Raw genomic sequence first — 22,295 nt, forward strand, 5'->3', positions numbered from 1 at the left:
CCGGCCGAAGGCACTCGCACACGGCGGACAGGAAGAGTGATCCCTCCATGCGACGACTCTCCATCCGGCCCCTGGCCGTCCTCGCCATCACCGGCACCCTGGCCCTCACCGGGTGCGGCACGTACACAGGCGACCCCGGCGGCCGGGCGGCCCCCGCCGGCGCGGACAGGATCATCCGCGCGCACAAGGTCATGCAGCTGACAAAGGTGCACGAAGAAACCGGGATGACCCTGCTGGAGGGCCCCACTTTCGGCGAGGACGGCGGCCTGTTCGTCGTCGATGTCACCGCGCCCGCGGGCCGGCCCAAGGTGATACGCGTCGACGTCGGGAGGAAGACGTCGCGGGCGGTCCACACCGACGACCGGGGGGCCTACACCTCGGCGCAGTTCAGCCCGTACGACGGACGGCTCTACCTCACCGACTACGCCCACGGCGAGGTCGTGAGCCTGGCCCCGGACGGCGGCGATCCGCGGACCTTCTTCACCGGCGAGGTCGACGGGGCGCGGATGAACCCCGACGACATCGCCTTCGACGAGGAGGGCAACCTGTACGTCAGCGACTCCCGCGGCCTGGCCGAGGGCGAGGAGCACGGGCGTGTGGTGCGGATCGACCGCGACGGCGCGAAGGCCACCGTGCTGGCCGAGGATCTGGCCTCGACGAACGGAATCTCCTTCGATGTGGACTACCGGGGACTGTGGATCAGCGAGCTGACCCAGAACCGGATCTCCTACCTTCGCCTCGACGGAAAGGGGGGCGTGGCTTCCCGGCACACCGCCATCCGCGTCGACGGCGGGATCGCCCAGACCGACTCGATCGCCGTGGACGCGGACGCCAACCTCTACCAGGGACTGCACGGCCGGGCCGCGATGGCCGTGTACGACCAGCACGGTGAGCGCATCGCGACGGTGGAGATTCCCTCCCGCGCCGAAGGCCTCGAATCGGTGACGAACGTGGCGATCACGCCCGGCGGGACCAAGGCCTACATGACCGTCAGCGGACCCGCCGGAGGGTTCCTGTACTCGTTCGACGCTCCGGCGGAAGGCATCCGGCAGTCCAACGGCGGCTGACGCCGGCCCGCGCTCATCCCTCGAAGGGCCGTACCGGTCCCACCTCGACGCCGAGCAGCCGCCAGGCGGCCAGTGCCCGGTGCTCGCGCTCCTCGCGGGTGGGGCCGGTGACCGCTCCGGAGACCATGGCGACCGCGAGCATCAGGTCGTTCGCCCCACCGAGCCGGTATCCGTCCGGCAGGTGTCCCCGCAGACCGCGCTCGACCCGCGCGGAGAGAGCCAGGGCATGTGCGCGGACGCCGGAGCGGCTTGCGGCGCCATCGGCGTGCATGAGGCCGATGAAAGCCGCTGACTCCGTGAGGTGCCACGTCATCACGCCGAGAACGCCGGCCAGGGCCGCGCCCTCGGCGGCCGCGGCCTGTTCGATCTGCCGTACGTTCTCCTCCAGAACGGCGGTCGCCACGGCGGCCCGGTCGGGAAAGTGCCGGTACAGCACGCCCTGTCCGACCCCGGCACGACGCGCGACGGCGGAGAGCGGGGCGTCCAGACCGGACTCCGCGTAGACCTCCCGTGCGGCGGCGACCAGAGCGGCACGGTTGCGGGCGGCGGCCTTCGGCCCGTCGTTCGCGGGCCGCCGCTCGTCCGCCATGGGCTGCTGCTTCACCCCGGAAGCGTACCGGCCGGACGGGGACCGCTCGGGCCTGCCCGGGGGGCTCGAACACACCGGCCGAGCGGGGCGCATGGAGGAGGCCGCCGGGCGGGGAAGCGGGAGTGCGCACAGACATGCCCCGCCCCGGCGGGCGGAGCATGTCCGGGAAGTGCGGGTCCGAGCGGGCCGGCCTCAGGCCAGCGTGTATCCCAGCACTCCGCCGTAGATCTGGCCCTCGCAGTTCGTCTGGATCGAGTCGAAGATCTGGCGGTTCTCGTTCCGCAGGCAGCGGAGCAGCGGAACGGTGGCCACGCCGGCCTGCGGGGCGTTGTAGAGCCAGCCGAGGCGGGTCACGTACTGCTGGCCCTCACAGCCGACGTCCGTGCTGGTGAAGTGGTCGCCCCTGACCTGGCAGAGATACAGCGGCTCGGTGCCCGGGGCAGCGTAGGTGTAGAGCGAACCGAGCGGCCCCTGCAGCTGGTAGCCGTTGGGGTGGTACCAGCTGTTGCTCTGGGTGTCGGAGCTCTTGTGATAGCGGTTCAGGACGAACGTCGGTCCGGGGGTGTGGGGTTCCCCCGCGCAGAGGTACTCGACCGCGACCTGCACGTATCCGTTCGGGAGCTGGTTGACGACGGTGGGGCCCTTGACCAGGTCGCAGCGGGCGGGGTCGAACCCCTTGGCCACCGCACTGTCCATCGCGGTACCGACGGCTGACTGCACCGCGACGTTGTACGGGCCGCTTCCCAGGCCTCCGATGTACAACTGCACCGGTCCGACGGACGCGGCTGCCCGATCCGCGGGTGCGGGCGCGGGAGCGGAGGCGGTTGCGGCGGAAGCCGGAGTGAGGAGGGACAGCGTGAGCGCGGCGATGGCCGCGGTCATGACCGTGAGACGTCTGGCTAAGCGCATGAAGGCCTCTTCCTCGGGTGGAATGGAATCGCACGGTGAGCACGGGGGATGCATGGGACACCAAGGTGAGGGGCGTGATCCGCGGCAGGCCCGCGCGCCATAGCTAAGCATGAGCGTGCCGTTCCGACCAGAACGCCGCACAGGTCACGGAACGGGGAGAAAAGCCGTCTTTGACCGCCTGCCGACTTGCGCGTGTGCGGCTGCCGGTGGCTTCCGTCGTGCGTGCTCGGCGGCATCACCCGTCGCGCTCACTCCGCGCCCTCCGGCGCGATCTCGGCGATCAGCTCCTCGACCAGGGTTCTGATCTCGTCGCGGATGGGGCGCACGGCCGCCACACCCCGCCCGGCCGGGTCGTCCAGTTTCCAGTCGAGGTAGCGCTTGCCGGGGAAAACAGGACAGCTGTCGCCGCAGCCCATGGTGATACACACATCCGAATCGCGGACCGTATCGGCAGTGAGGACCTTCGGGACCTCGGCGGAGATGTCGATCCCCACCTCGGCCATGGCCTCGACGGCGGCGGGGTTGACGGCGTCGCCGGGGGCGGAGCCGGCCGAGCGGACCTCGACGCGGTCCCCGGCGAGGCGGGTCAGCCAGGCGGCGGCCATCTGGGAGCGGCCGGCGTTGTGGACACAGACGAACAGGACGGCCGGCCGGCCGGAAGGCTCGGGCATGGGTGACTCTCCCGTCTCGCGGCGGCGGAAGCCGCCAAATGAATCAGCCCTCGATGACATCAGCGGGCGATGACGTGAAAGTATCAGCACATGCTGACTTCAGTCGATCCTGATCTGATCCGGGTGCTGGGCGATCCGCTCCGCCTCCGGATCGTGACCCTGCTGGCGCGCGAGACGCTCTGCACGACGCACCTGGCCGAGGAGACCGGCGCGAAGCAGACCAATCTGTCCAACCATCTGAAGGTCCTGCGCGAGGCCGGTGTGGTGGAGACCGAGCCGTGCGGCCGCTTCACCTACTACAAACTGCGCCCCGAGGTCCTCGCCGGCCTCTCGGAGCAGTTCGCGGGGCTGGCCGAGTCCGCCCGTACCGCGGGCAGGAACAAGAGGGCCTGCCCGTGACCGCCGAGCGCAGCACGACGGCCTCCCTCTCCTCCGCCGACGCCGGCGATCAGGCCACTGCCGGTCGGGCCGGGGGCGAGGGCGGCTCGATCGCCCGGAAGCTCTCCACCCTCGACCGGTACCTCGCGGCGTGGATCCTGCTCGCCATGGCCGTCGGCCTCGCCCTGGGCCGCCTCATCCCGGGGATGAACGACGCGCTGGCGAAGATCGAGGTCGGCGGGATCTCACTGCCGATCGCACTGGGCCTGCTCGTCATGATGTACCCGGTGCTGGCCAAGGTCCGCTACGACAGGCTCGACACCGTCACCGGCGACCGCAGACTGATGGTGTCCTCGCTGGTCATCAACTGGGTCGCCGGCCCGGCCGTCATGTTCGCCCTCGCGTGGATCTTCCTTCCCGACCTGCCCGAGTACCGGACCGGCCTGATCATCGTCGGCCTGGCCCGCTGCATCGCCATGGTCATCATCTGGAACGACCTCGCCTGCGGCGACCGCGAAGCCGCAGCCGTACTCGTCGCACTCAACTCCGTCTTCCAGGTCATCGCGTTCGGCGTGCTGGGCTGGTTCTACCTCGACCTGCTGCCGCGGTGGCTGGGTCTGGGCGACGGCCAGGGCCTGGACGTACCGGTGTGGCACATCGCGCTCAACGTCATCGTCTTCCTCGGCGTCCCGCTGCTCGCCGGGTTCCTCACCCGCCGCATCGGCGAGAAGAGGATGGGCCGCCAGGCCTACGAAGCGGCGTTCCTGCCGAGGATCGGCCCCTGGGCCCTGTACGGCCTGCTCTTCACGATCGTGATCCTGTTCGCCCTGCAGGGGAGGACGATCACCTCCCAGCCCCTGGACGTCGCCCGGATCGCCCTGCCGCTGCTCGTGTACTTCGCCATCATGTTCTTCGGCTCGTTCCTTCTCGGCAAGAGCCTCGGACTCGCCTACGACCGCACGAGCACCCTCGCGTTCACCGCGGCGGGCAACAACTTCGAACTCGCCATCGCCGTGGCCATCGCCACCTTCGGCGTCACCTCGGGCCAGGCGCTGTCCGGCGTCGTGGGCCCGCTCATCGAAGTGCCGGTCCTGATCGGGCTCGTGTACGTCGCGCTCGCCTGGCGCAGGACGTTCACCCCCTCGGCGCTCACCACACCGGGCAGGACCGGCTGACATACCGCCCCGGCCTCCGGGCGCCGGCTTCCGGGGCCGGGAGGCCCGGCGGTCAGCGGCCGCGAGCAGAGGTGGTGCGCAGGTCGAGCATGGCGGACATGGCCGCCACCACGGACGGGGCGACCCGGTAGTAGACCCAGGTCCCCCGCCGTTCGGAGGTCAGGAGCCCGGCTTCGCGCAGCTTCTTCAGGTGGTGGGAAACGGTCGGCTGGGAGACGCCGACGTCGGAGATGTCGCACACGCATGCCTCGCCGCCGGGATGGGAGGCGACCTTGGAGAACAGACGCAGCCGTACCGGGTCGGACAGCGCCTTGAACATGGCGGCCATCCTCTCCGCGTCGTCCTGCGACAGTTCCCCGGCGGTGATCGGCGGGCAGCACGGCACCGCGGCGGCGGGGTCCAGGACCGGCAGTTCCACAACCTCGGACTTCGACATATGTCTATGTTGACATTCATCAATACCGGGTGCAAGGTTCGAATATCGACAGCAATCGAAACAGCGGCTCGGGCAGGCCGCTCGTCCCGGAGGACATCACCGCCATGACCACCACCGCAGACCTTCCGGTCGCCGTCATCGGCGCCGGCCCCGTCGGGCTGGCAGCCGCCGCCCACCTGACCGAGCGCGGCATCGAACCACTGGTCCTGGAGGCAGGCCCCGCCGCCGCCACCTCGGTGCGCGACTGGTCGCACGTGCGGCTGTTCTCCACCTGGGGCGAGATCACCGACCCGGCCGCCGAGAAGCTTCTGGCACCGACCGGCTGGGCCAGGCCCGACGCGGACACGTACCCGACGGGAGGGGACTGGGCCGTCCGGTACCTCCAGCCACTGGCCGATGTCCTGGGCGACCGCATCCGCTACGACGCGACCGTCACCGGGGTCTCCCGCGCCGGCCGCGACCGTATCGTCGACGCCGACCGCGACAGCCTGCCCTTCGTCCTGCACCTCACCACCCCTGACGGGGAGCGACGCGTCCTCGCCCGCGCCGTCATCGACGCCTCCGGCACCTGGAGGACCCCGGGCCCGGCCGGGGCGAGCGGGCTGCCAGCCCTCGGGGAGAAGGCCGCCGCCGACCGCATCGCCTACCGCGTCCCCGACCTCCAGGACCCGGCCGTCCGCGCCCGCTACGCAGGCAGGCGAACCGCCGTGATCGGGTCCGGTGCCTCCGCGTTCACCGCCCTGGCCGCCCTCGCCGGCCTCGCGAAGGACGAGCCCGGCACGCACGCGGTGTGGATCCTGCGCCGCGGCATCAACGGCTCCACCTTCGGCGGCGGGGAGGCCGATCAGCTGCCCGCCCGCGGCGCCCTCGGACTCGCCGCGAAGGCCGCCGTCGAGGACGGCCACGCCGACGCGGTCACCGGCTTCCGCACCGAGAGCGTCCGGCGCACCGACGACGGCCGCCTCGCCCTGACCGCCGAGGACGGACGCCGCCTCGACCCGGTCGACGAGGTGATCGTGCTCACCGGGTTCCGGCCCGATCTCTCGTTCCTCTCCGAACTCCGCCTCGGCCTGGACGAACGCCTCCAGGCACCCACCGGACTGGCACCGCTGATCGACCCCAACCAGCACTCCTGCGGCACTGTCCAGCCCCACGGCCACCGCGAGCTGTCCCACCCCGAGGCAGACGTCCACCTCGTCGGGATGAAGTCCTACGGCCGCGCCCCGACCTTCCTCGCCATGACCGGTTACGAACAGGTCCGATCCGTCGTCGCCGCCCTCGCCGGCGACACCGACTCCGCCGACCGCGTCGAACTCACCCTCCCCGAAACCGGGGTCTGCGGTGGCGCCGGCCTCTTCGACGACCCCACCGCCGGACAGACCGACGCCGGATGCTGCCGTACCGCACCGGCCTCCGAACGCGTACAGCCCGGCACCGTTGGCACTGCCGGCACCTCCCTGCCCCTGGCGACCGCCCGGAACGAGGCGTCATCGGGCGGCTGCTGCTCGTGACCGGGCTCAGAGCCCGCGGGGCCGCGACCGGGACAGGACACCGGCCGCGGCCTCGCGCCGTGCTCCCGGTTCCGGTTCCGGTTCCGGTTCTGGTTCCGGTTCCGTTTCTGGCCCCGGTTCCGGTTCCGTTTCTGGCCCCGGTTCCGGTTCACGGTGGGTCTTCCTGACCGGTCCGGGCCTGGACCTCCCCCGCTGGGGGGGCATACCGGCCTCCGCCGCGCACGTCGCGCTGCTCGCCGCCCCCGAATGGGCCGAACAGCAGGTGGACCGGCTGTCGGGCGCCCGGCGCCGACGCCCGGATGTCGCGCTCGGTGTCGTCGGCCGCCGGCGGCACTGCCGCTCAGGCAGCGTCGTCGTGGGCGAGGGAGGCGCCCAGCTCGCGCGATTCCTCGGCCTGCGCCAGCAGTCCCCTGGCCTTTTCGGCAACGGCCTCGATGGCACCGGCGACGAAGCGGGCCGGGGGCTGCTCCTGGCCCGCGATCGTCAGCAGGGCCTCGGCGAGCTTCACGGGGGCACCGGCCTGCTGCCCGTTCATGGACTCCCACACCTTCTTGGTGGCCGCGGTGCGCTCGGCGTAGTCGTCGACGGACAGTTCCGCCCAGGTGGTGGAGGCATCCACCAGCAGCTCGGTGCGGAAGAAGCCCGGCTGGACGATCGTCGTACGGATGTTGAACGGCTCGACGTCGTGGCGCAGGGACTCCATGAAGCCCTCGACACCGAATTTCGCGGCGGCGTAGGCGACGCAGAACTCCGGGCCGACGGCTCCGGCCAGAGAGGAGATCGTGATGATGTGAGCTGGACGACGCGGAACGCGCCCACCTCCACGACCTGGCCCGCGCAGCGGCCAAACGCCCCGCCCGCCGTACCGTACGCACCCGTGGACCGCTGCCGGACAGCATGCTGCGCGTGCTGGACTCCATGACCGGCTCACCGGCCTTCATCCGTAACGGCCGCCTGGACATCCTCGCCGGCAACCGCCTCGGCCGCGCCCTCTACTCCCCCCTCTACACCGAGAACGCGCCCCGCCCCGTCAACATCGCCCGCTTCCAGTTCCTCGACCCGCGCGGCAGGGACTACTTCCCCGACTGGGACGAGGCCCTGAACACCACCGTCTCCCTGCTGCGCACCGAGGCCGGAAGAGCTCCTCATGACACCGGGCTGACCGGCCTCATCGGCGAACTCGTCATCCGTAGCGAGGACTTCCGCGCCGCCTGGGCCAAACACAACGTGCGCCTGCATCACACCGGACGCAAGTCCTTCCGCCACCCCGCCATCGGCTTCCTCGCCCTGGACTTCAACGCCATGGAGCTGCCCGCGCAGCCCGGTCTGACCCTCACCGCGTACACCGCCGCGCCGGACACCCCCGACCATGACGCGCTGCGACTCCTCGCCAGCTGGGCCGCCACCGAGGACATTCCCGCCCACGAGCACTCCTGATCCCGCGACCGGCGGAACCGGTGCGTACGGTGCTGTGACCGCCCGGTGCTGTGACCGCCCGGCGCCGGGCGTCACCGGCAACCCCCACCGGACCTCACCGGCCGACCGCTTCAGGTTCCGGTGCGGTCACCATCGCGGTCACCATCGCGGTCGCCGTCGTCACCGCCGAGCGCCCACGCCTCGATGTCGCGGTAGTGGATCGGCCCACGGCTGCGGCCGACGTTGCTGCCGACCAGGTGCAGACGTTCGGCCGGCCAGGGGCGGCCGGTGAAGCCGGCGAGCGTCTCGGCGACTTCTCCGGCCGAGGTCCGGTCCCCACGCCGGGCTCGGGCCAACGTGAGATGGGGGCGCAGGGGTCGTTCCTCGAAGGCGACACCGCTGCTCCTGACCGCGGTACGCACCTCGGCGGCGAGCGTGTGCAGCTCGTCGAGGTCTCCGTCGACTCCGCTCCACAGCACCCGGTCGTCGAAGCTTCCGCCGCCGCGCAGTGCCAGACGGGGTGGCCGATGGTCCGCCGCGAGGCGGGCGAGCGGCGCCCGCAGGAGCGGGACCGTCCCGACCGGCAGTTCCCCGAGGAACGCCAGGGTGATGTGCCAGTCCTTGATGCGGTTCCACCGCAGGTCCGGATGCGTGTCATAGGCGGGGCGCAGTTCCCGGGCGAGTTCCTCCTTCGCGTGGTCGGGCGGGGCGAGGGCGATGAACACGCGAACGGTCGCGGGCTGAGTCTGTTCGTTCACACCGGACTTCGTACCGCATCCGGTGACCGGCCCGAGGTACCGGGGTCCGGGAGACGGCCTCGCGATGGCGGAGACGGACCGGTAGCCCCGGGCGACCTCACCTGACAAGATCGTCTCATGGCCGGCCGTTCGGTGACCCTGAGCAGAATCGAGCTCGCGGACTGGCGAGTTGTCCACTCCTGGGCCTCCCTCGCCCAGGTCTGCCGCTTCCAGAGCTGGGGACCGAACACCGAGGAGGAGACGCGTGCGTTCGTGGCGGCCGCGGTCGCGGCCCGGTCCCACTCGCCTCAGCGGCGGTTCGCCTACACAGCCCGCTTCGGGGCCGATGTGGTCGGGATGGGCGAAGTCCACGTCCGGAGCCGGGCGCATCGTCAGGGTGAGATCACCTACGCCGTGCATCCCCGGGTCTGGGGGCAGGGAGCAGGAACGGCGATCGGCGAAGAACTGCTGGCACGGGGGTTCGAGGATCTCGGACTCCACCGCATCCATGCCACGTGCGACCCCCGGAACCTCGGGTCGGCACGGGTTCTGCGCAAGCTCGGCATGACATGGGAAGGGCGCCTGCGTCACACCACGCTGATCCGGGACGGCTGGCGGGACTCCGAACTCTTCAGCATCCTCGAAGACGAGTGGCGCTCCCCCACACCGTCGCATCGCCCGCCCCACACGTGAATCGGACTCCTCCGAGCGGAGCACGCCCCTGGACCGGGAGTGGGCAACCGAGTCAGCTGTTCCGCTTGCTTCCGGCGGGCTCACGTGCCCCGGCGGACTCACGTTCCCCTGCGGACTCACCTGCCCCTGCGGGTCTGCGTCCGGCCTTGTCGACGATGCCGTGCTGGATCTCGGCACTGCTGGACAGCAGTGTTCCGGACTTCCCGTACACGGCATCCTCGGTCAGATAGCTGCGAGAGCCGAGAAAGGCGAAGTCCTCACCACGGCCGTGCCGCCGGTCAGGTCCGCTTGGCGGACCTTGGAGCGGGTGCAGAGGAACTGGTCGTCCCGCACGGCAGGGGCGTCGTTCCCGCCGGCGGCGTCCGAGATCTGCTGGAGCACGGCAGCGGCGGGCCGGACGGCGCCCGCCGTCCGGCCCGTTGACACCCCCGGGGTGGTCCTTCAGTTCTAGTGGTCGTCGCAACACCCCAGATGAAGGGGTGCGATGAACTTCGAGATCCGGGAGAACCGGGGGAAACAGAGCGGGAAGAGGCTGGTCCGGGAGCGGGCCGCAGCCGGGCGATCTCCCGGGCGTCCTCGTCGTGGTTCCGGGAAGGGTGCGTGTCATCGTGATTCATGTGGTCTCCTCCCGCACGGGCAGGGCCGCGAGTGCGGCCGTACTTGTCATCTCTCCGCGGGCGGTGGTGGGTTCCGCCCTTTCCTCCGTGAGCCCGGCCAGCTTCTTCCGGGCCCCGCGAGAGACGGGAGCGCACCGTCCCGACGGGAACGCCCAGGGCCTCGGCGGTCTGCTGGTAGTCCGGCCCGGACCACACGCACAGGGACAGCACCTCGCGCTCCTGACGCCGCAGGTGCTGGAGCACGTCCCGGACCGCCCGGAGGCGCCGTAGGTCGTCAAGGCGCCCGACGGTCTCGGGAGCGAAGTCGGCGACGGGGGCGGGCTGCGGCTGGCGGGCCAGGAAGGCCAGGCGTCGGCGGAGCCCGCGCCGGGCGTTCTCGCACTTGTGGGTGGCGATGCCCAGGAGCCAGGGCAGCAGTGATCCCTCGCCGTCCACCACACGTTCCCGCCCGTGCCAGGCCGCCAGGAAGGTTTCGGACATGACCTCCTCCGCCGTCGACCAGTCACCGGTCAGCCGCAGCGCGTGCCGGTAGACCCTGCGGGCGCATTGTTCGTAGAGCTCGGCGAATGCTTCGCGTTCCCCTGCGCGCACGCGTCGGCGCAGGTCGTCTTCTGGTTCCCTCACACTCGTTGTCTCTCCGTGGTCCCGGCCGGGTTCCTGTGACCTGTTTCATGACCGTTCGCGGGGAGCACCGCCGCGTGGACGAGGGCCCCTTTTCGGACGGTCCGGCACGGGGCACGGGCCGGTTCCCGGGGACGAGTTCGACGGGGCGGGGGCGGGGCCGGTCAAAGGAGGCGCCAGACTGGGGAGATGTCTCTTCCCCGTACGGAGTGCCCCGAGCCCGGGTGCGGCCGCGATGTCGCGGTCAGCCGCAAGGGCCTCGTCTACCGCCATGACCCCGCGTCGGGCAGAACCGCGGAGCTGAAGTCGTGTCCTGGAAGCCTGAAGCCGGTCCAGGCACCGCAGGGCGACCCGGTGCTGTTCGTGGTCCCGGAGATGCCGGAACCGGTCCGGCTGTTCTGATCCCGCGCGGATGCCGCGGACATCCGCGGGTCCGTTCCCCCGGCCTGCCCCGGGGAGGTACCGGAACGAGTGCCCTGCATGCCGCATGCCCCTCCCGGCGGTTCCGCAGGGCGGCGCGGCTCATTTCCCATGGCCCTGCCGGCGATGCGCGCCGCCCCCTCCGGGTTCCGACACCGGAACCCGGAACGGCCCTGTCGTCGTGCGCCCGCCGGGGACCTACGGGACAGCCCTCAGGGTCGTACTCCGTGCTGATTCCCCCGAGTCGGGCGCGCCTTCCCGGCCTTCGTGGCACAGACCGTGAAGGCCGGTGGGACGTCCGCCCGCCGATTGGGGCAGAGTTTACGGGCCGGGAACCGGAACTTCCCGGCCCCTTCGCGCGTTGCGGAGGGCGTCCCGATTCGTTTGATGTGCGACACGACAGAGTTCTCCGGTCGTGGGAAGTGAGCAACACATGGCCATGGTGGGCCTGTTCTGGATCGCCGGCGGCGATGTGTACGTGGGCGCGAAGCCCTCCGGTCCGGGTCCCGGGGTACGCCTGACCTCCGAAGGCGTGGACGCTCTCGGCGACGGGCAGTCCGGCCTCCATCTGTGGGAGGACGTGCGAGCCCTGACAGTGGCCGACGCCCCCGTGAAGTCCCTCAAGCGGCAGGTCGGCGTACTGAAGGACGTGGCGCTGGGCGTGGTGCTGAACCTGGCCACGCCCGTGGGCCTGGGCCATGCGGACGAGGCACCGCCAATGATGTCGGTGCGCGTGGAATCGTCCACCGGGATCCACGAGCTCCATTCCTACGTGGCCGCCGCCGTGGGCTACTCCGCCACAGAGGTCGATCTTTCCCGAGCCCTCCTGTCCCGCCTCACCGAGGGCGCCGCGACGATGTCCACGGCGCTGGCGGCGATGTCGGAGTGGGGCCGCGCATGGGAGGGCGGATCGCCCCGCGAGGCGGAGCGGGAGGAACTGTTGCGGGGATGGGTCGGCTAAAGGGTGTTGCGGAAGGCCGTGGGGTCGCCGTACTCATGATCGAGTCCTGAGCGATCGGATGACGGCAGCACTGTCCGGATCCGCGGCAGGACCGCGGCTGGGCCGATGCGCTCCGCATCCCCCGTACCCTCTTCCTCGTGCCCGCCTCACCCCTGTACCACGTCGCCGTCCTCGTGCTCGAGGGTGCGAAGCCTCTTGATGTCGGTATTCCCGCGCAGGTGTTCACGACCCGCGCGAGCATGCCGTACGAGGTACGGGTGTGCGGCGCGGCACCCGGTCTCGTGGCCGGCGGCGACGGCCTGTCGTACTACGTCGCCCACGGCATCGACGCACTCGCGTGGGCCGACATCGTCTTCGTTCCCGGCTACCGGCACCCGGACCGTGACGATCCGCCGCGAGCCGTCGTCGATGCGCTGATCGCCGCCCACGATCGGGGCGCCCGGCTCGCCGCCATCTCCACGGGCGCCTTCGCACTCGCTGCCACGGGCCTGCTCGACGGCAAACGCGCCACGACTCACTGGCACTACACGCGGGCGCTCGCGGCGAAGCGTCCACTCGTTCAGGTCGACGAGAACGTTCTGTTCGTCGACGAGGGCAGCGTACTGACGTCGGCCGGCGCCGCCTCGGGCATCGACCTGTGCCTGCACATTCTGCGCGGCGATCTGGGAGTGGCCGCTTCGAACCACGCGGCGCGGCGCCTGGTGGCGGCCCCCTACCGCAGCGGCGGTCAGGCACAGTACGTGCCGCGGAGTGTGCCCGAGTCGCTCGGCGAGCGGTTCGCCGCCACGCGGGAGTGGGCGCTGCACCGCCTCGGTGAGCCCCTCACCCTTGACGTGCTCGCCCGGCATGCGGCGGTGTCGCCGCGCACGTTCTCGCGGCGCTTCGTCGAGGACACGGGGTACACGCCGATGCAGTGGGTCATGCGAGCCCGCATCGATCTGGCCCGTGAGCTGCTCGAACGTTCACAGCGGAGCGTCGAACAGATCGCCGCCGACGTCGGCCTCGGTACCGGTGCGAATCTGCGGCTGCACTTCCAGCGCATCCTCGACACCACACCGAGCGAGTATCGGCGCACCTTCACCCAGGGGCAGTAGTCGTTCGCCGCCGCCTGGCGCGATCCTTGCGGACCGTGGCGATCACGCCGCTGTTACCAGCGGATGCCGCGCGAGAACCTGATGCTGAACCCGAAGGGACACCACTCATGACTCGCATCGCCATCAACGGATTCGGCCGCATCGGACGCAATGTGCTGCGCGCGCTGCTCGAACGCGACAGCGATCTGGAGATCGTCGCCGTCAACGACCTCACGGAGCCCGCCACCCTCGCGCGGCTGCTCGCCTACGACACGACGGCGGGCCGGCTCGGCCGCCCGGTGTCGGTCGACGGGGACGTGCTCGTCGTCGACGGCCGCCGCATCACCGTGCTCGCGGAGCGCGAACCGGCGCAGCTTCCCTGGGCCGAGCTCCGCGTGGACATCGTGCTCGAGGCGACCGGCCGCTTCACCTCGGCCACGGCCGCCCGCGGCCATCTCGACGCGGGCGCGAAGAAGGTACTCGTCAGCGCGCCGGCGGACGGTGCCGATGTCACGCTCGCGTTCGGGGTCAACACCGGCGCGTACGACCCCGCCGCGCACACGATCGTCTCGAACGCCTCGTGCACGACCAACGCGCTCGCTCCGCTGGCCAAGGTGCTCGACGATCTTGCCGACATCGAGCACGGCTTCATGACGACGGTGCACGCCTACACCCAGGAGCAGAACCTTCAGGACGGTCCGCACCGCGACGCCCGCCGCGCCCGCGCCGCCGCTGTCAACATCGTGCCGACCACGACAGGCGCCGCCAAGGCGATCGGCCTCGTGCTGCCGAAGCTCGACGGCAAGCTGTCGGGCGACTCGATCCGCGTGCCGGTTCCGGTCGGATCGATCGTCGAACTCAACACGACCGTCGCCCGCGACGTGACGCGCGAGGACGTGCTGGCTGCCTACCGCGCCGCGGCGCAGGGGCCGCTCGCCGGCGTACTCGAGTACTCGGACGACCCGCTCGTGTCGTCCGACATCACGGGGAATCCCGCCTCGGCGATCTTCGACTCGGCCCTCACCCGCGTCGACGGCCGCCACGTCAAGGTGGTCGCCTGGTACGACAACGAGTGGGGCTTCTCGAACCGCGTGATCGATACGCTCGAACTCCTCGCCACCGGCTGACCGTGGACCGGGCGGCACGCCCGCGGAGGCCGCGCTGCCCAGCGCCTCCTTGTGAGCGCTCCGGTTCGGCCCTCCGGGCCCACCGGAGCGCTCAGCCAGGTGTTTCCCGGCAAGGTCGGACGTGGTGATCCCGGAAGGATCCTTGACCATCGCCCGATGGGCTGAGCCGCCGGCCCCGCACTTCGTCGGGGCCGCTGTCGGTGCCGGTGTGGCTGCCGGTGTCGGTGTCGGTGTGGCTGCCGGTGTCGGTGTCGGTGTGGCTGCCGGTGTCGGAGTCGGTGTGGCTGCCGGTGTCGGTGTCGGTGTCAGCCGAAGGGTCGTACGGGCGCAGGGTCGTACGGGTGCAGGGGTGTACGGGCGCAGGGGTGTACGGGCGCAAGGTCCGGTTCTGCGGCGGTTCAGCGCCCGCTCGATCACACCATCTCCCCCGCACGAAACCTGCTCCCCGCAGCCAGGAAGGATGAGCCCATCATCCGCCGCGCTGTCACGCGGTCCGGGCCCAGGCGACTGCAACTCGTGGTGGGACGGATCAACCTCAACGCGCCTTTGACGGGGCGCACGACGGACAAGACCGAGCAGTACACCGAACACGTCGTGATCACCCGGCAGAAGGTGTACCGGCGCGCGAGCGGAACCCCGGTGTGTGGCAGGAATTCCCCGCGTCGGCGGCCAAGGGCGGTATACCCATGGACCGGCTTCCGCAGTACGTGCGCCTCATGCTCGATCGCAGCGCCTCCGTGCACCGGGGGAGCGAGCCCATGCGTGTGTCGGCCCGCCTCACGCCGAAGGACATCGAGTCGGTCGACCGGACCGCCGGGCGCAATCCGAACCCCGCCACCGCGATCGACGCCGAGGTATGGATCGACGAGGAGGGCCGCATCGTGCGCGTACGCCAGGAAATCCGCTTCGCGTCCGACCCGACATTCAGAACACGCTCGCGCCCACCATTTTCAAGAGCGCCATGTCGATCGGCACACCCGTCGCGCGGTGAGCATCATCCGGTTCGCGTCGCCGGACGGGCCGGCTCCGGTCGGTCGTCGGCCTGGCGACTTATCGCCGGATCCGGATGAGGACGGCGGCGAGGTACGGCCGGTTGCCGCGCCGACGGAGACGCCTACGGCAGCCGGAGCATGCGATCACACGGCGGGGAGCGTTCTTCTACGGGGCGTACGGGGAGGATCCCGACAATGCCGCGAGTGTGCGCGCCGGGCCTGTGCTTGCATGGGCGCCATGCTGTCTGTTGAGCGGTTGCTCGCCTTCGCGGCTATGTCGTTCCTGCTGATCGTGATCCCCGGACCCAGTGTGCTGTTCGTGATCGGGCGGGCGTTGGCGCAGGGGCGGCGCGCCGCGCTGACCACCGTTGTGGGGAACACGTTGGGCGCCTATGTACTCATCCTGGCCGTGGCTCTCGGGATCGGATCGATCGTGGAACGCTCCGTCCTGGTCTTCACGGTGCTCAAACTGGCCGGTGCGGCCTACTTGGTGTATCTGGGTGTGAAGGCGTGGCGGCAACGTGGCTCGCTGCAGACCACGTTCACCACCGAACAGAACCAGCAGGGTGGCCGCCGCACGATGTGGGAAGGGTTCGCCGTCGGTGTGGCCAACCCCAAGACACTCGTGTTCTTCGCCGCCGTGCTGCCGCAGTTCGTCGACCGCGCCCAAGGCAACGTCGTGCTCCAGATGCTCCTGCTCGGGCTGGTCTTCAACATCATCGCCATGGCCTGCGACAGTCTGTGGGGACTGGCCGCGGCAACCGGACGGGACTGGTTCGCCCGCTCACCTCGGCGGCTCTCCCTGGTCGGAGGGGTCGGCGGGCTCACGATGATCGGCCTCGGCATCACCGTAGCCGCGACGGGGCGCAAGGACTGATCCGCAGCCGCCCCAAGCGGTGTCGTGAGCGGGCGACCGCTACGGGACGGCTCTCAGTCGAGCCCCTCCGCCTTCAGTTCGTACACCAACAGGAGCGTTCGGTAGGCCTCGTCGGGTACGTCCACGCACGCCCTCGGCCGGAAGCTGAGCGTCGAGTGGTTGTCCAGAGCCCGCTCGCATGTGGCACGCACCTCTGCTTCGGACTGCGTGCAGGAGGTGAGAGCCGTCACCAGGAGTGTCGCCGCGAATGCCGCGGAGGCGGTCGTACAGATGCGCATGGTCTTCCTTGGGGCTACGCCTGACAAGGCAGACATTGTCTTCCAACAGCGGTGATCCGGGACATTCGTTGCCGCCACATGTACCCGAACGGGCCTCCTGGCGCGGCATGCTGACGAACGCGCGGCACACTGCGGCCCGACCGGCAGCGGTGCCGGGATCAGCGTTCGACGCACTACAGCGGCACTCTCTCCCGGACCCCGAAAGGTGGGGCTTGCCCTACCCACAAGTGTGCGGCGGACCCCCGTGACCGGACGACCACCAGTACGGAATGGTGGCTGGGACGGCAACGGCACCCGCGGTGCCGTCCCAGCCGGTTCCGCGTCCCGGATCCCACGTTCTGCGTTCTGCGTTCTGCGTTCTGGACCTGTGCCCCGGCATCGCGACCACGCCTCGAACGACCTGGGTGCGCGCATCGTTGAACCGACCTCGTCAACCAGCCGACCCGCGGTCCGGCGTGCCGACCGCACACTCGATCGAGCCGAAGGATTCTCCGTGCACAGCGCAGCAGCACCACCACGGTCCGCAGGTATGCCCGGTCGCACACTCGCCGCGCTCGTGGCTCTCACGGTGGCCCTCATCGCCGCCTTCGTCGTCGGCCCTCGCGCACTGGCGGCACGCACGTCGGGCAGCGGCTTCGACGACGAGCAGGACCTCGCAACATCCTTCCGCAGGGCGTTCGCCGGGTACTGGAGTTCCGGCGACCGGGAGTTCTCCCCCGGCCTGGAAAGGGTGGTCAACTACTGGTTCCACTACCACCTGGCAAAAGCCGTGATCGCCATGGTTCTGCTGGTCGTGCTCGCTGCCCTCGGCGGTCTTCTCTGGAAGGCATTCCTCGGAGCCACCGGTGACGAGACGGGCAGGCAGGCATTCCTCGCGTCGGCCGGCGTTCTCGTCACGGTGCTCGCGCTGCTCTCGCTGGCGGCGGTCATGGCCAACATCCAGGGTGCGAAAGCGCCCTTCGCTTCACTGCTGCCGTTGCTCGGAGCAGGGACAGGCGAGGGGAGTCTCGCCGATACGCTCGATCAGGTCCGGCAGCGACTGGCCGACTTGCCGAGTACGAGTGGCCCGTCCTCACCTGTCCTCGATGTAATGATCGGCGACTTCGCCCGGTATCACGTGGCGATGGTCGTGCTTTCCGGCATCGTGGCGGCCGCCCTCATCGCCATGAGCGTGGTGTTGTTGAAGAAGGCTGCGGGATCAGGACTCTCCGACAGGCGAGCGAGACGCGCGCTGAGGTGGTCCGGGATTCTCTCGGCACTGCTGGCCCTGGTCATGGCTGTTGTCGTCGTGGCAAACGTGACCACGGCGGCAGACCCGGCGCCGCCCCTTCTCGCCCTCTTCGAAGGTGGATGGTGAGAACTTCCGCAGCATCTCCATCCTCGATCCGGTGAACCTCGCCCATGGCAGGCGGACTTCGCTCACGGGCCTGATCGCGGAGCGGGAGCTGGTGACGGGGACCGCGCCTTGCCTCGAATTCAGGCCGAGCCGCGCCGGGGACGTCGAGCATTCCCAGGCGGACGGCGCACCGCTGCGTAGACTCTTCCCCGGGATCGAGCCCACTTCTCTGTATGAAGGACTGCGGCGGACCCTCCGGTAGCTCTTCGCCGAGGACCGGCAACGGCGGCTGTACCGGCGGGCGTTGCTGTGAAGTGGCCGGAGGACGACGCCGTCCGGCCACCGGACCACCGACCGGACCACCGACCGACCAGTCAACCGACCTACCAAGCTCTTTCCATGAGTTCCCCGCACAGTTTGTGGCATGTTCATCCCATGGCCGCCGGTGTGGCCGAAGCTTCGCCAGGAGCGTGAGCGCGCTCCTCCACCTGCCCGACCCCTGAGAAGAGGACCGGCTACCTTGCGTACCCACTGGCGTGGACAAGCCCACATCACCGCCGTCGCCCTGACCCTTCTGGCCCTCGGCCTGTCCGGTGCGCCGGCCTCGGCGCAGGAACAGTCCACGGTGCGGATCAACGAGGTCGAATCGAGCGGCGGCAGCCCCGGCGACTGGATCGAACTCGTCAACACGGGGACCACCGCGGTCGACGTGTCGAAGTGGGTCGTCAAGGACAACGACAACTCCCACTCCTACACGATCGGCAAGAACACGTCGCTGGCTCCGGGCGCCTTCCTGGCCCTGGACGTCGACTCCGCGTTCGGTCTGGGCAGTGCGGACTCCGCGCGGCTGTTCACGGCGGACGGTTCCACCGCGGTGGATTCGTACACCTGGACCGACCATGCCACCACCACCTTCGGGCGGTGCGGGGACGGCACCAGTGCGTTCCGCACCACCACCGCCCCGACCAAGGGTGCGGCGAACGCCTGCGGCGACACCGGCGGCTCCGACACCACATGGCCGGGCGGCTCGGCGGTGACCGTCGCCGATGCCTCGAACGTGTTCGGGGAGAACCTCAGCGGTCTCTCCTTCGAGAGCTCGGGCGTTCTCTGGGCCGTGCAGAACGGCCCCAGCAAGCTCTACCGGCTCGTGCCCGACGGTGCGAAGTGGCGCCCCGACCCGGCCGGGGGCTGGGCCTCCGGCAAGACTCTGCGCTATGCGGGCGGCAGTGGTGAGCCCGATGCCGAGGGTGTGGTCGTCACTCCCGACGGGATGTTCGTCGCCACCGAACGCGACAACAGCAAGGGTTCCACGAGCGCACCGAAGATCCTGCGCTTCGACGCCTCCTCCACGGCGTCCTCGCTGAACGCGGCAGCGGAGTGGAACCTCACCTCCGACCTGCCCTCCCTGCCGGCCAACGCCGGACCCGAAGCCATCTCGTGGATCCCGGACACCTTCCTGACCGCGAACGGCTTCCGTGACGAGCGCACCGGTGCCGCGTACAGCCCGGCCGGCTACCCGGGCCACGGCAGTGGCCTGTTCTTCGTCGGGGTCGAGGACAACGGCACCGTCTACGCCTACGCCCTCGACCAGTCCGGCGGCGGCTACACCCGGGTCGCCACCATCACCAGCGGCTTCTCCGGCGTGATGGACCTGGAGTTCGAGCCCGCCACCGGACACCTGTGGGCCGTCTGCGACGACACCTGCGAAGGCCGCACCTCAACCCTGGGGATCAACGCCCAGGGCAAGTTCGCCCTCACGCACACCTACGATCGCCCCGCCGGCATGGGCGACTACAACAACGAGGGCTTCGCCATCGCCCCGAACACCGCCTGCAGCGGCGGCCACAAGCCGGTCATCTGGTCCGACGACGCCAATGACGGCGGCCACGCGCTGCGCGCCGGCACGCTGAACTGCACTCCCTGACACCGGTCACTCGGTCCGGCCCCGAGGGCTCCCGGCGGATGATCTCCACCGCCGGGAGCCCTCTTCCGCTGTGCGCGCGGAGCCGGTGTCAGTGACCGGCGTCGGAGAGCTGCGTCAGAGAGCTGCGTCAGTGACCAGTGTCAGTGTCTGTCAGTGACTGGCGGGTTCGCCGGTGAGCTTGCCGTGGGGCCGGGCTGGGCGACCGTTCGGCGGCGAACGGACCGGCCCTTCACGGGGTGCCTGAGGAACACCCTGGTCGGAGCCGGGGTCAGGCCGTGTGGTCGGGCCAGGGGATGTCGGTGGCAACAGCGGCGGCGTAGTCGACGCCCGGCACCGAGAATCCGTAGAGGCGTTGGACTTCGGAGCGGAACCAGGCGAGGTCGGCGAGATCGGCGATGCTGTCGGTGGTGGCGGCCTCCCAGCGTTCGGCGACGGCCGCCTGGACGTCGTCGGTGAGCTCCCAGCCGTCCAGACGGATGCGGCCCTCGTCGTCCAGATCCGACGGAGCGGCGCCGGTGAGCTGATCCCACAGAGCGGCGAGCTGGTGCACCGGCGGAACCAGGTCCTCTCCGAGTACGCCGCGCAGCAGGCCGGTGTACAGGGCGATGCCGGGGATGGCCGTGGAGGACTGGGTGACGGCAGCGCCGTTCACGGAGGTCACGGCCCGCCCGCCCACCGTCCTGCCGAGCCGCTCGTCCAGGCTGCGGGCGGTGGCCTCCAAGTGCGTCTTGGCCGTGCCGATGGTGCCCTGCCGGTAGATCGCCGCTGTCAGCGGCGAGCCGATGTACGACAGCGCGGCGGTGGCGAAGCCGTCGGCGAGCAGGCCCCGGCCCGCGAGTTGATCGATCCAGCGTTCCCAGTCCGTGCCACCCATCACCGCCACGGTCTGCTCGACGTCATCGCCCTCGGCCGGTTCGGTCTCGACCTCGCGGACCTCGGGTACGCCCTCACCGTCGAAGACAAGGGTCTTGGTGCGGCTCGCCCGACCGATCGGCTTGAGGACGGAGGCGTACGTGGTGCCGGTGGCGGGGTCGGTACGCCGGGGCGCGGCCACCGAGTAGATCAGGTAGTCCAGCCTGCCGCCGAACCGCCGCTCGATGAGATCGGCGACCTGGTTCTTCGTCGTGTCGGAGAACGCGTCGCCGTTGAGGAAGACGAGATCCCGCCCTGCGGTGCGGGCGATGTCGGCGGTGGCAGCGGTTCGGTACCAGCCGGCCGTGGCGGTGCGCCGTTCGGTGGGGGCCTTCTCGAAGGAGACCATGATGCCGCGGATGCCGGCGCGCTTGAGTCCGGCGAGGGTGGCCGCGAGACCGTAACCGGCCGAGGAGCCGATGATCAGTGCTACCGGCCCGTCCCCCTCCGGCATGTCGGCAGGGCCGGGGCAGGCCTGCCACATGTCGGCCACCAACCGCTCGCAACCCGCCGGGTGGGAGTCGAGGAAGAGGAATCCCCGGTTACGGGGAATGAGAACGCGCTCGCTCACGATTGCAGTCCTTGGGTCGGCTGGGACGGAAACGTGGCGGCCCGCCGGGCCACCACACCCCGCAAGTCTGCGACAGGACGTACTCGGACAGCGGTTCCACCAGGGACAACGATCACGAGCCGGTCTTGGAGTGTTTCCACCACTCCCGGCGAGGAGGCGGCTTGACGTACCTGCGCACGCTCGACCCGGGGGCCGGTCCCGGCGTCAGTCGGACTGCTTCCAGGCAGTGAGCTGGAAGAGGCGGGCCGTGTGCATATAGGGCGGACGGGCGGTGGTGGCGAGTTCGAGGCGTTCGAGGTCCGCGTAGAAATCCGGTTCGTGCTTGCGTGCGTCGTCGGTGATGTAGTCGCAGAAGCTGCGGATGCCGTAGTGGGCGATGCCCCGGCATCCGAGCGTCCGCAGGGTGGTGATGATGTCCTCGGCCGTGTGGAGTGTCAGCACCGAGTCGAACACCCGGGTCCGGGCCTGATCGGTGTCGAGTGCGACGAGAGCGGCCGCGGGGTCCATCTCGCGGACGGCGATGTTCAAGGGTGCCGCATGCCGGTTGACCGCCATGACGGAGACCAGGCCCCCGGGCTTCAGCGGGGCCAGCACCGAGGCGAGCGTTCCCGGGACGTCGTCCATGTACTGCAGGAGGTTGTGGCAGAGCACGACGTCGAACTCTCCGTCGGCGAGGTCCCTGGGCAGATCGGTCGCATCGGCTTCGACACAGTCGATCAGCTCTGTCACCCCGCCTGCCACGGCACGCCCGGTGGCAGCGGCGAGCATGGCGGGCGCGTGGTCGACGACGGTGACACGGTGCCCGCGGGCCGCTAGGCGAAGGGCGTCACCGCCGTCGCCACCGGCGAGGTCGAGAATCCGCAGCGGCTCGCCACCCAGTGCGTCCAGGTGACGGAGCAGGTTCGCCTCGGCGATCGAGTAACGCAGTCGGCCCCAGGGGGCGTCCTGCCATTCCTGCCAGGTGTTCATCGCGGCGTCGAACTTCTCAGGAACCTCAGGCATCC

At 70.2% G+C, this 22,295-nt stretch carries 24 protein-coding genes and 2 pseudogenes; 14 read left to right on the plus strand and 12 right to left on the minus strand.

Going from position 1 to position 22,295, the window contains the following annotated elements:
* The first annotated feature begins 47 nt into the window (after positions 1-47).
* Positions 48-1,067: an SMP-30/gluconolactonase/LRE family protein gene (locus tag ACIGJO_RS12115; RefSeq protein ID WP_399955944.1), complete on the plus strand. Its 1,020-nt coding sequence runs from the start codon at positions 48-50 to the stop codon at positions 1,065-1,067.
* 13 nt (positions 1,068-1,080) lie between these two features.
* Here the strand turns inward: ACIGJO_RS12115 and ACIGJO_RS12120 are convergent, their stop codons facing one another.
* The 3 genes from ACIGJO_RS12120 to ACIGJO_RS12130 all read right to left on the minus strand — a co-directional run bounded on the left by ACIGJO_RS12120 (position 1,081) and on the right by ACIGJO_RS12130 (position 3,236).
* Positions 1,081-1,656 (minus strand): TetR/AcrR family transcriptional regulator, encoded by a 576-nt coding sequence (locus ACIGJO_RS12120; protein WP_399956919.1) that lies wholly within the window; start codon positions 1,654-1,656, stop codon positions 1,081-1,083.
* A gap of 192 nt (positions 1,657-1,848) precedes the next feature.
* Positions 1,849-2,565: a hypothetical protein gene (locus ACIGJO_RS12125; protein ID WP_399955946.1), complete on the minus strand. Its 717-nt coding sequence runs from the start codon at positions 2,563-2,565 to the stop codon at positions 1,849-1,851.
* A 248-nt stretch (positions 2,566-2,813) separates the two neighbouring features.
* A complete protein-coding gene (locus tag ACIGJO_RS12130; protein WP_399955949.1) occupies positions 2,814-3,236 on the minus strand; it encodes an arsenate reductase ArsC in 423 nt (140 codons plus the stop codon).
* Positions 3,237-3,326: 90 nt separating this feature from the next.
* On the opposite strand from ACIGJO_RS12130, the gene ACIGJO_RS12135 reads away from it, so the two are divergent.
* Both ACIGJO_RS12135 and arsB read left to right on the plus strand, forming a co-directional pair.
* Positions 3,327-3,635 carry an ArsR/SmtB family transcription factor gene (locus ACIGJO_RS12135; protein WP_399955952.1) on the plus strand — a complete coding sequence of 103 codons (309 nt, stop codon included), beginning with the start codon at positions 3,327-3,329 and terminating at the stop codon, positions 3,633-3,635.
* 89 nt (positions 3,636-3,724) lie between these two features.
* A complete protein-coding gene (gene arsB, locus ACIGJO_RS12140) occupies positions 3,725-4,789 on the plus strand; it encodes an ACR3 family arsenite efflux transporter (RefSeq protein WP_399956922.1) in 1,065 nt (354 codons plus the stop codon).
* 52 nt (positions 4,790-4,841) lie between these two features.
* Here arsB and ACIGJO_RS12145 read toward each other — a convergent pair whose 3' ends face one another.
* On the minus strand, positions 4,842-5,225 hold the full coding sequence (locus ACIGJO_RS12145) for an ArsR/SmtB family transcription factor (protein WP_399955955.1): 384 nt from the start codon (positions 5,223-5,225) through the stop codon (positions 4,842-4,844).
* A gap of 104 nt (positions 5,226-5,329) precedes the next feature.
* On the opposite strand from ACIGJO_RS12145, the gene ACIGJO_RS12150 reads away from it, so the two are divergent.
* Positions 5,330-6,736: an FAD-dependent oxidoreductase gene (locus ACIGJO_RS12150; protein ID WP_399955958.1), complete on the plus strand. Its 1,407-nt coding sequence runs from the start codon at positions 5,330-5,332 to the stop codon at positions 6,734-6,736.
* A gap of 340 nt (positions 6,737-7,076) precedes the next feature.
* On the opposite strand, the gene ACIGJO_RS12155 is transcribed toward ACIGJO_RS12150, so the two are convergent.
* Positions 7,077-7,577: an SDR family NAD(P)-dependent oxidoreductase gene (locus ACIGJO_RS12155; protein ID WP_399956925.1), complete on the minus strand. Its 501-nt coding sequence runs from the start codon at positions 7,575-7,577 to the stop codon at positions 7,077-7,079.
* On the opposite strand from ACIGJO_RS12155, the pseudogene ACIGJO_RS12160 reads away from it, so the two are divergent.
* A pseudogene (locus tag ACIGJO_RS12160) lies at positions 7,529-8,173 on the plus strand (transcriptional regulator); the annotation flags it as partial. The gene ACIGJO_RS12155 and the pseudogene ACIGJO_RS12160 overlap by 49 nt on opposite strands.
* A gap of 110 nt (positions 8,174-8,283) precedes the next feature.
* Here ACIGJO_RS12160 and thpR read toward each other — a convergent pair.
* Positions 8,284-8,910 carry an RNA 2',3'-cyclic phosphodiesterase gene (gene thpR, locus ACIGJO_RS12165; protein ID WP_399955961.1) on the minus strand — a complete coding sequence of 209 codons (627 nt, stop codon included), beginning with the start codon at positions 8,908-8,910 and terminating at the stop codon, positions 8,284-8,286.
* A 117-nt stretch (positions 8,911-9,027) separates the two neighbouring features.
* Here thpR and ACIGJO_RS12170 point away from each other — a divergent pair, with 117 nt between their 5' ends.
* On the plus strand, positions 9,028-9,582 hold the full coding sequence (locus ACIGJO_RS12170; RefSeq protein ID WP_399955964.1) for a GNAT family N-acetyltransferase: 555 nt from the start codon (positions 9,028-9,030) through the stop codon (positions 9,580-9,582).
* A gap of 52 nt (positions 9,583-9,634) precedes the next feature.
* On the opposite strand, the gene ACIGJO_RS12175 is transcribed toward ACIGJO_RS12170, so the two are convergent.
* The 3 genes and pseudogenes from ACIGJO_RS12175 to ACIGJO_RS12185 form a co-directional block, all read right to left on the minus strand.
* Positions 9,635-9,793 carry a hypothetical protein gene (locus ACIGJO_RS12175; RefSeq protein WP_399955967.1) on the minus strand — a complete coding sequence of 53 codons (159 nt, stop codon included), beginning with the start codon at positions 9,791-9,793 and terminating at the stop codon, positions 9,635-9,637.
* Positions 9,794-9,804: 11 nt separating this feature from the next.
* Positions 9,805-10,008, minus strand: a complete 204-nt coding sequence (locus tag ACIGJO_RS12180; RefSeq protein WP_399955970.1) for a hypothetical protein — start codon at positions 10,006-10,008, stop codon at positions 9,805-9,807.
* A gap of 187 nt (positions 10,009-10,195) precedes the next feature.
* Positions 10,196-10,802 (minus strand): annotated as a pseudogene (locus tag ACIGJO_RS12185) (RNA polymerase sigma factor).
* 207 nt (positions 10,803-11,009) lie between these two features.
* Between ACIGJO_RS12185 and ACIGJO_RS12190 the strand changes: the two are divergent.
* The 6 genes from ACIGJO_RS12190 to ACIGJO_RS12215 all read left to right on the plus strand — a co-directional run bounded on the left by ACIGJO_RS12190 (position 11,010) and on the right by ACIGJO_RS12215 (position 16,270).
* Entirely contained in the window at positions 11,010-11,222 is a 213-nt protein-coding gene (locus tag ACIGJO_RS12190; RefSeq protein WP_399955972.1) for a hypothetical protein, read from the plus strand.
* 451 nt (positions 11,223-11,673) lie between these two features.
* Positions 11,674-12,201 carry a hypothetical protein gene (locus tag ACIGJO_RS12195; RefSeq protein ID WP_399955975.1) on the plus strand — a complete coding sequence of 176 codons (528 nt, stop codon included), beginning with the start codon at positions 11,674-11,676 and terminating at the stop codon, positions 12,199-12,201.
* Between the two features lie 137 nt (positions 12,202-12,338).
* Positions 12,339-13,295, plus strand: coding sequence for a GlxA family transcriptional regulator (locus tag ACIGJO_RS12200; protein ID WP_399955978.1), 957 nt, complete (start codon positions 12,339-12,341; stop codon positions 13,293-13,295).
* Between the two features lie 107 nt (positions 13,296-13,402).
* The gene (gap, locus tag ACIGJO_RS12205) at positions 13,403-14,401 is read left to right on the plus strand and encodes a type I glyceraldehyde-3-phosphate dehydrogenase (RefSeq protein ID WP_399956928.1); all 999 of its coding nucleotides are present in this window, start codon (positions 13,403-13,405) and stop codon (positions 14,399-14,401) included.
* A gap of 641 nt (positions 14,402-15,042) precedes the next feature.
* Entirely contained in the window at positions 15,043-15,471 is a 429-nt protein-coding gene (locus tag ACIGJO_RS12210; RefSeq protein ID WP_399955981.1) for a hypothetical protein, read from the plus strand.
* A 160-nt stretch (positions 15,472-15,631) separates the two neighbouring features.
* Positions 15,632-16,270 (plus strand): LysE family translocator, encoded by a 639-nt coding sequence (locus ACIGJO_RS12215; protein ID WP_399955984.1) that lies wholly within the window; start codon positions 15,632-15,634, stop codon positions 16,268-16,270.
* 53 nt (positions 16,271-16,323) lie between these two features.
* Here the strand turns inward: ACIGJO_RS12215 and ACIGJO_RS12220 are convergent, their stop codons facing one another.
* On the minus strand, positions 16,324-16,548 hold the full coding sequence (locus tag ACIGJO_RS12220; protein ID WP_399955986.1) for a hypothetical protein: 225 nt from the start codon (positions 16,546-16,548) through the stop codon (positions 16,324-16,326).
* Between the two features lie 556 nt (positions 16,549-17,104).
* Here ACIGJO_RS12220 and ACIGJO_RS12225 point away from each other — a divergent pair.
* Both ACIGJO_RS12225 and ACIGJO_RS12230 read left to right on the plus strand, forming a co-directional pair.
* Positions 17,105-17,905 carry a hypothetical protein gene (locus ACIGJO_RS12225; protein WP_399955989.1) on the plus strand — a complete coding sequence of 267 codons (801 nt, stop codon included), beginning with the start codon at positions 17,105-17,107 and terminating at the stop codon, positions 17,903-17,905.
* A gap of 499 nt (positions 17,906-18,404) precedes the next feature.
* Positions 18,405-19,808, plus strand: coding sequence for a lamin tail domain-containing protein (locus tag ACIGJO_RS12230; RefSeq protein WP_399955992.1), 1,404 nt, complete (start codon positions 18,405-18,407; stop codon positions 19,806-19,808).
* Positions 19,809-20,076: 268 nt separating this feature from the next.
* Here ACIGJO_RS12230 and fabV read toward each other — a convergent pair whose 3' ends face one another.
* Positions 20,077-21,291, minus strand: coding sequence for an enoyl-[acyl-carrier-protein] reductase FabV (gene fabV, locus ACIGJO_RS12235; protein ID WP_399955995.1), 1,215 nt, complete (start codon positions 21,289-21,291; stop codon positions 20,077-20,079).
* A gap of 204 nt (positions 21,292-21,495) precedes the next feature.
* Positions 21,496-22,293, minus strand: a complete 798-nt coding sequence (locus ACIGJO_RS12240) for a class I SAM-dependent methyltransferase (RefSeq protein WP_399955998.1) — start codon at positions 22,291-22,293, stop codon at positions 21,496-21,498.
* Between the last annotated feature and the right edge of the window lie 2 nt (positions 22,294-22,295).

The sequence above is a fragment of the Streptomyces sp. NPDC079020 genome (genome assembly GCF_044542225.1).
In the GTDB taxonomy this organism is placed as follows: domain Bacteria; phylum Actinomycetota; class Actinomycetes; order Streptomycetales; family Streptomycetaceae; genus Streptomyces.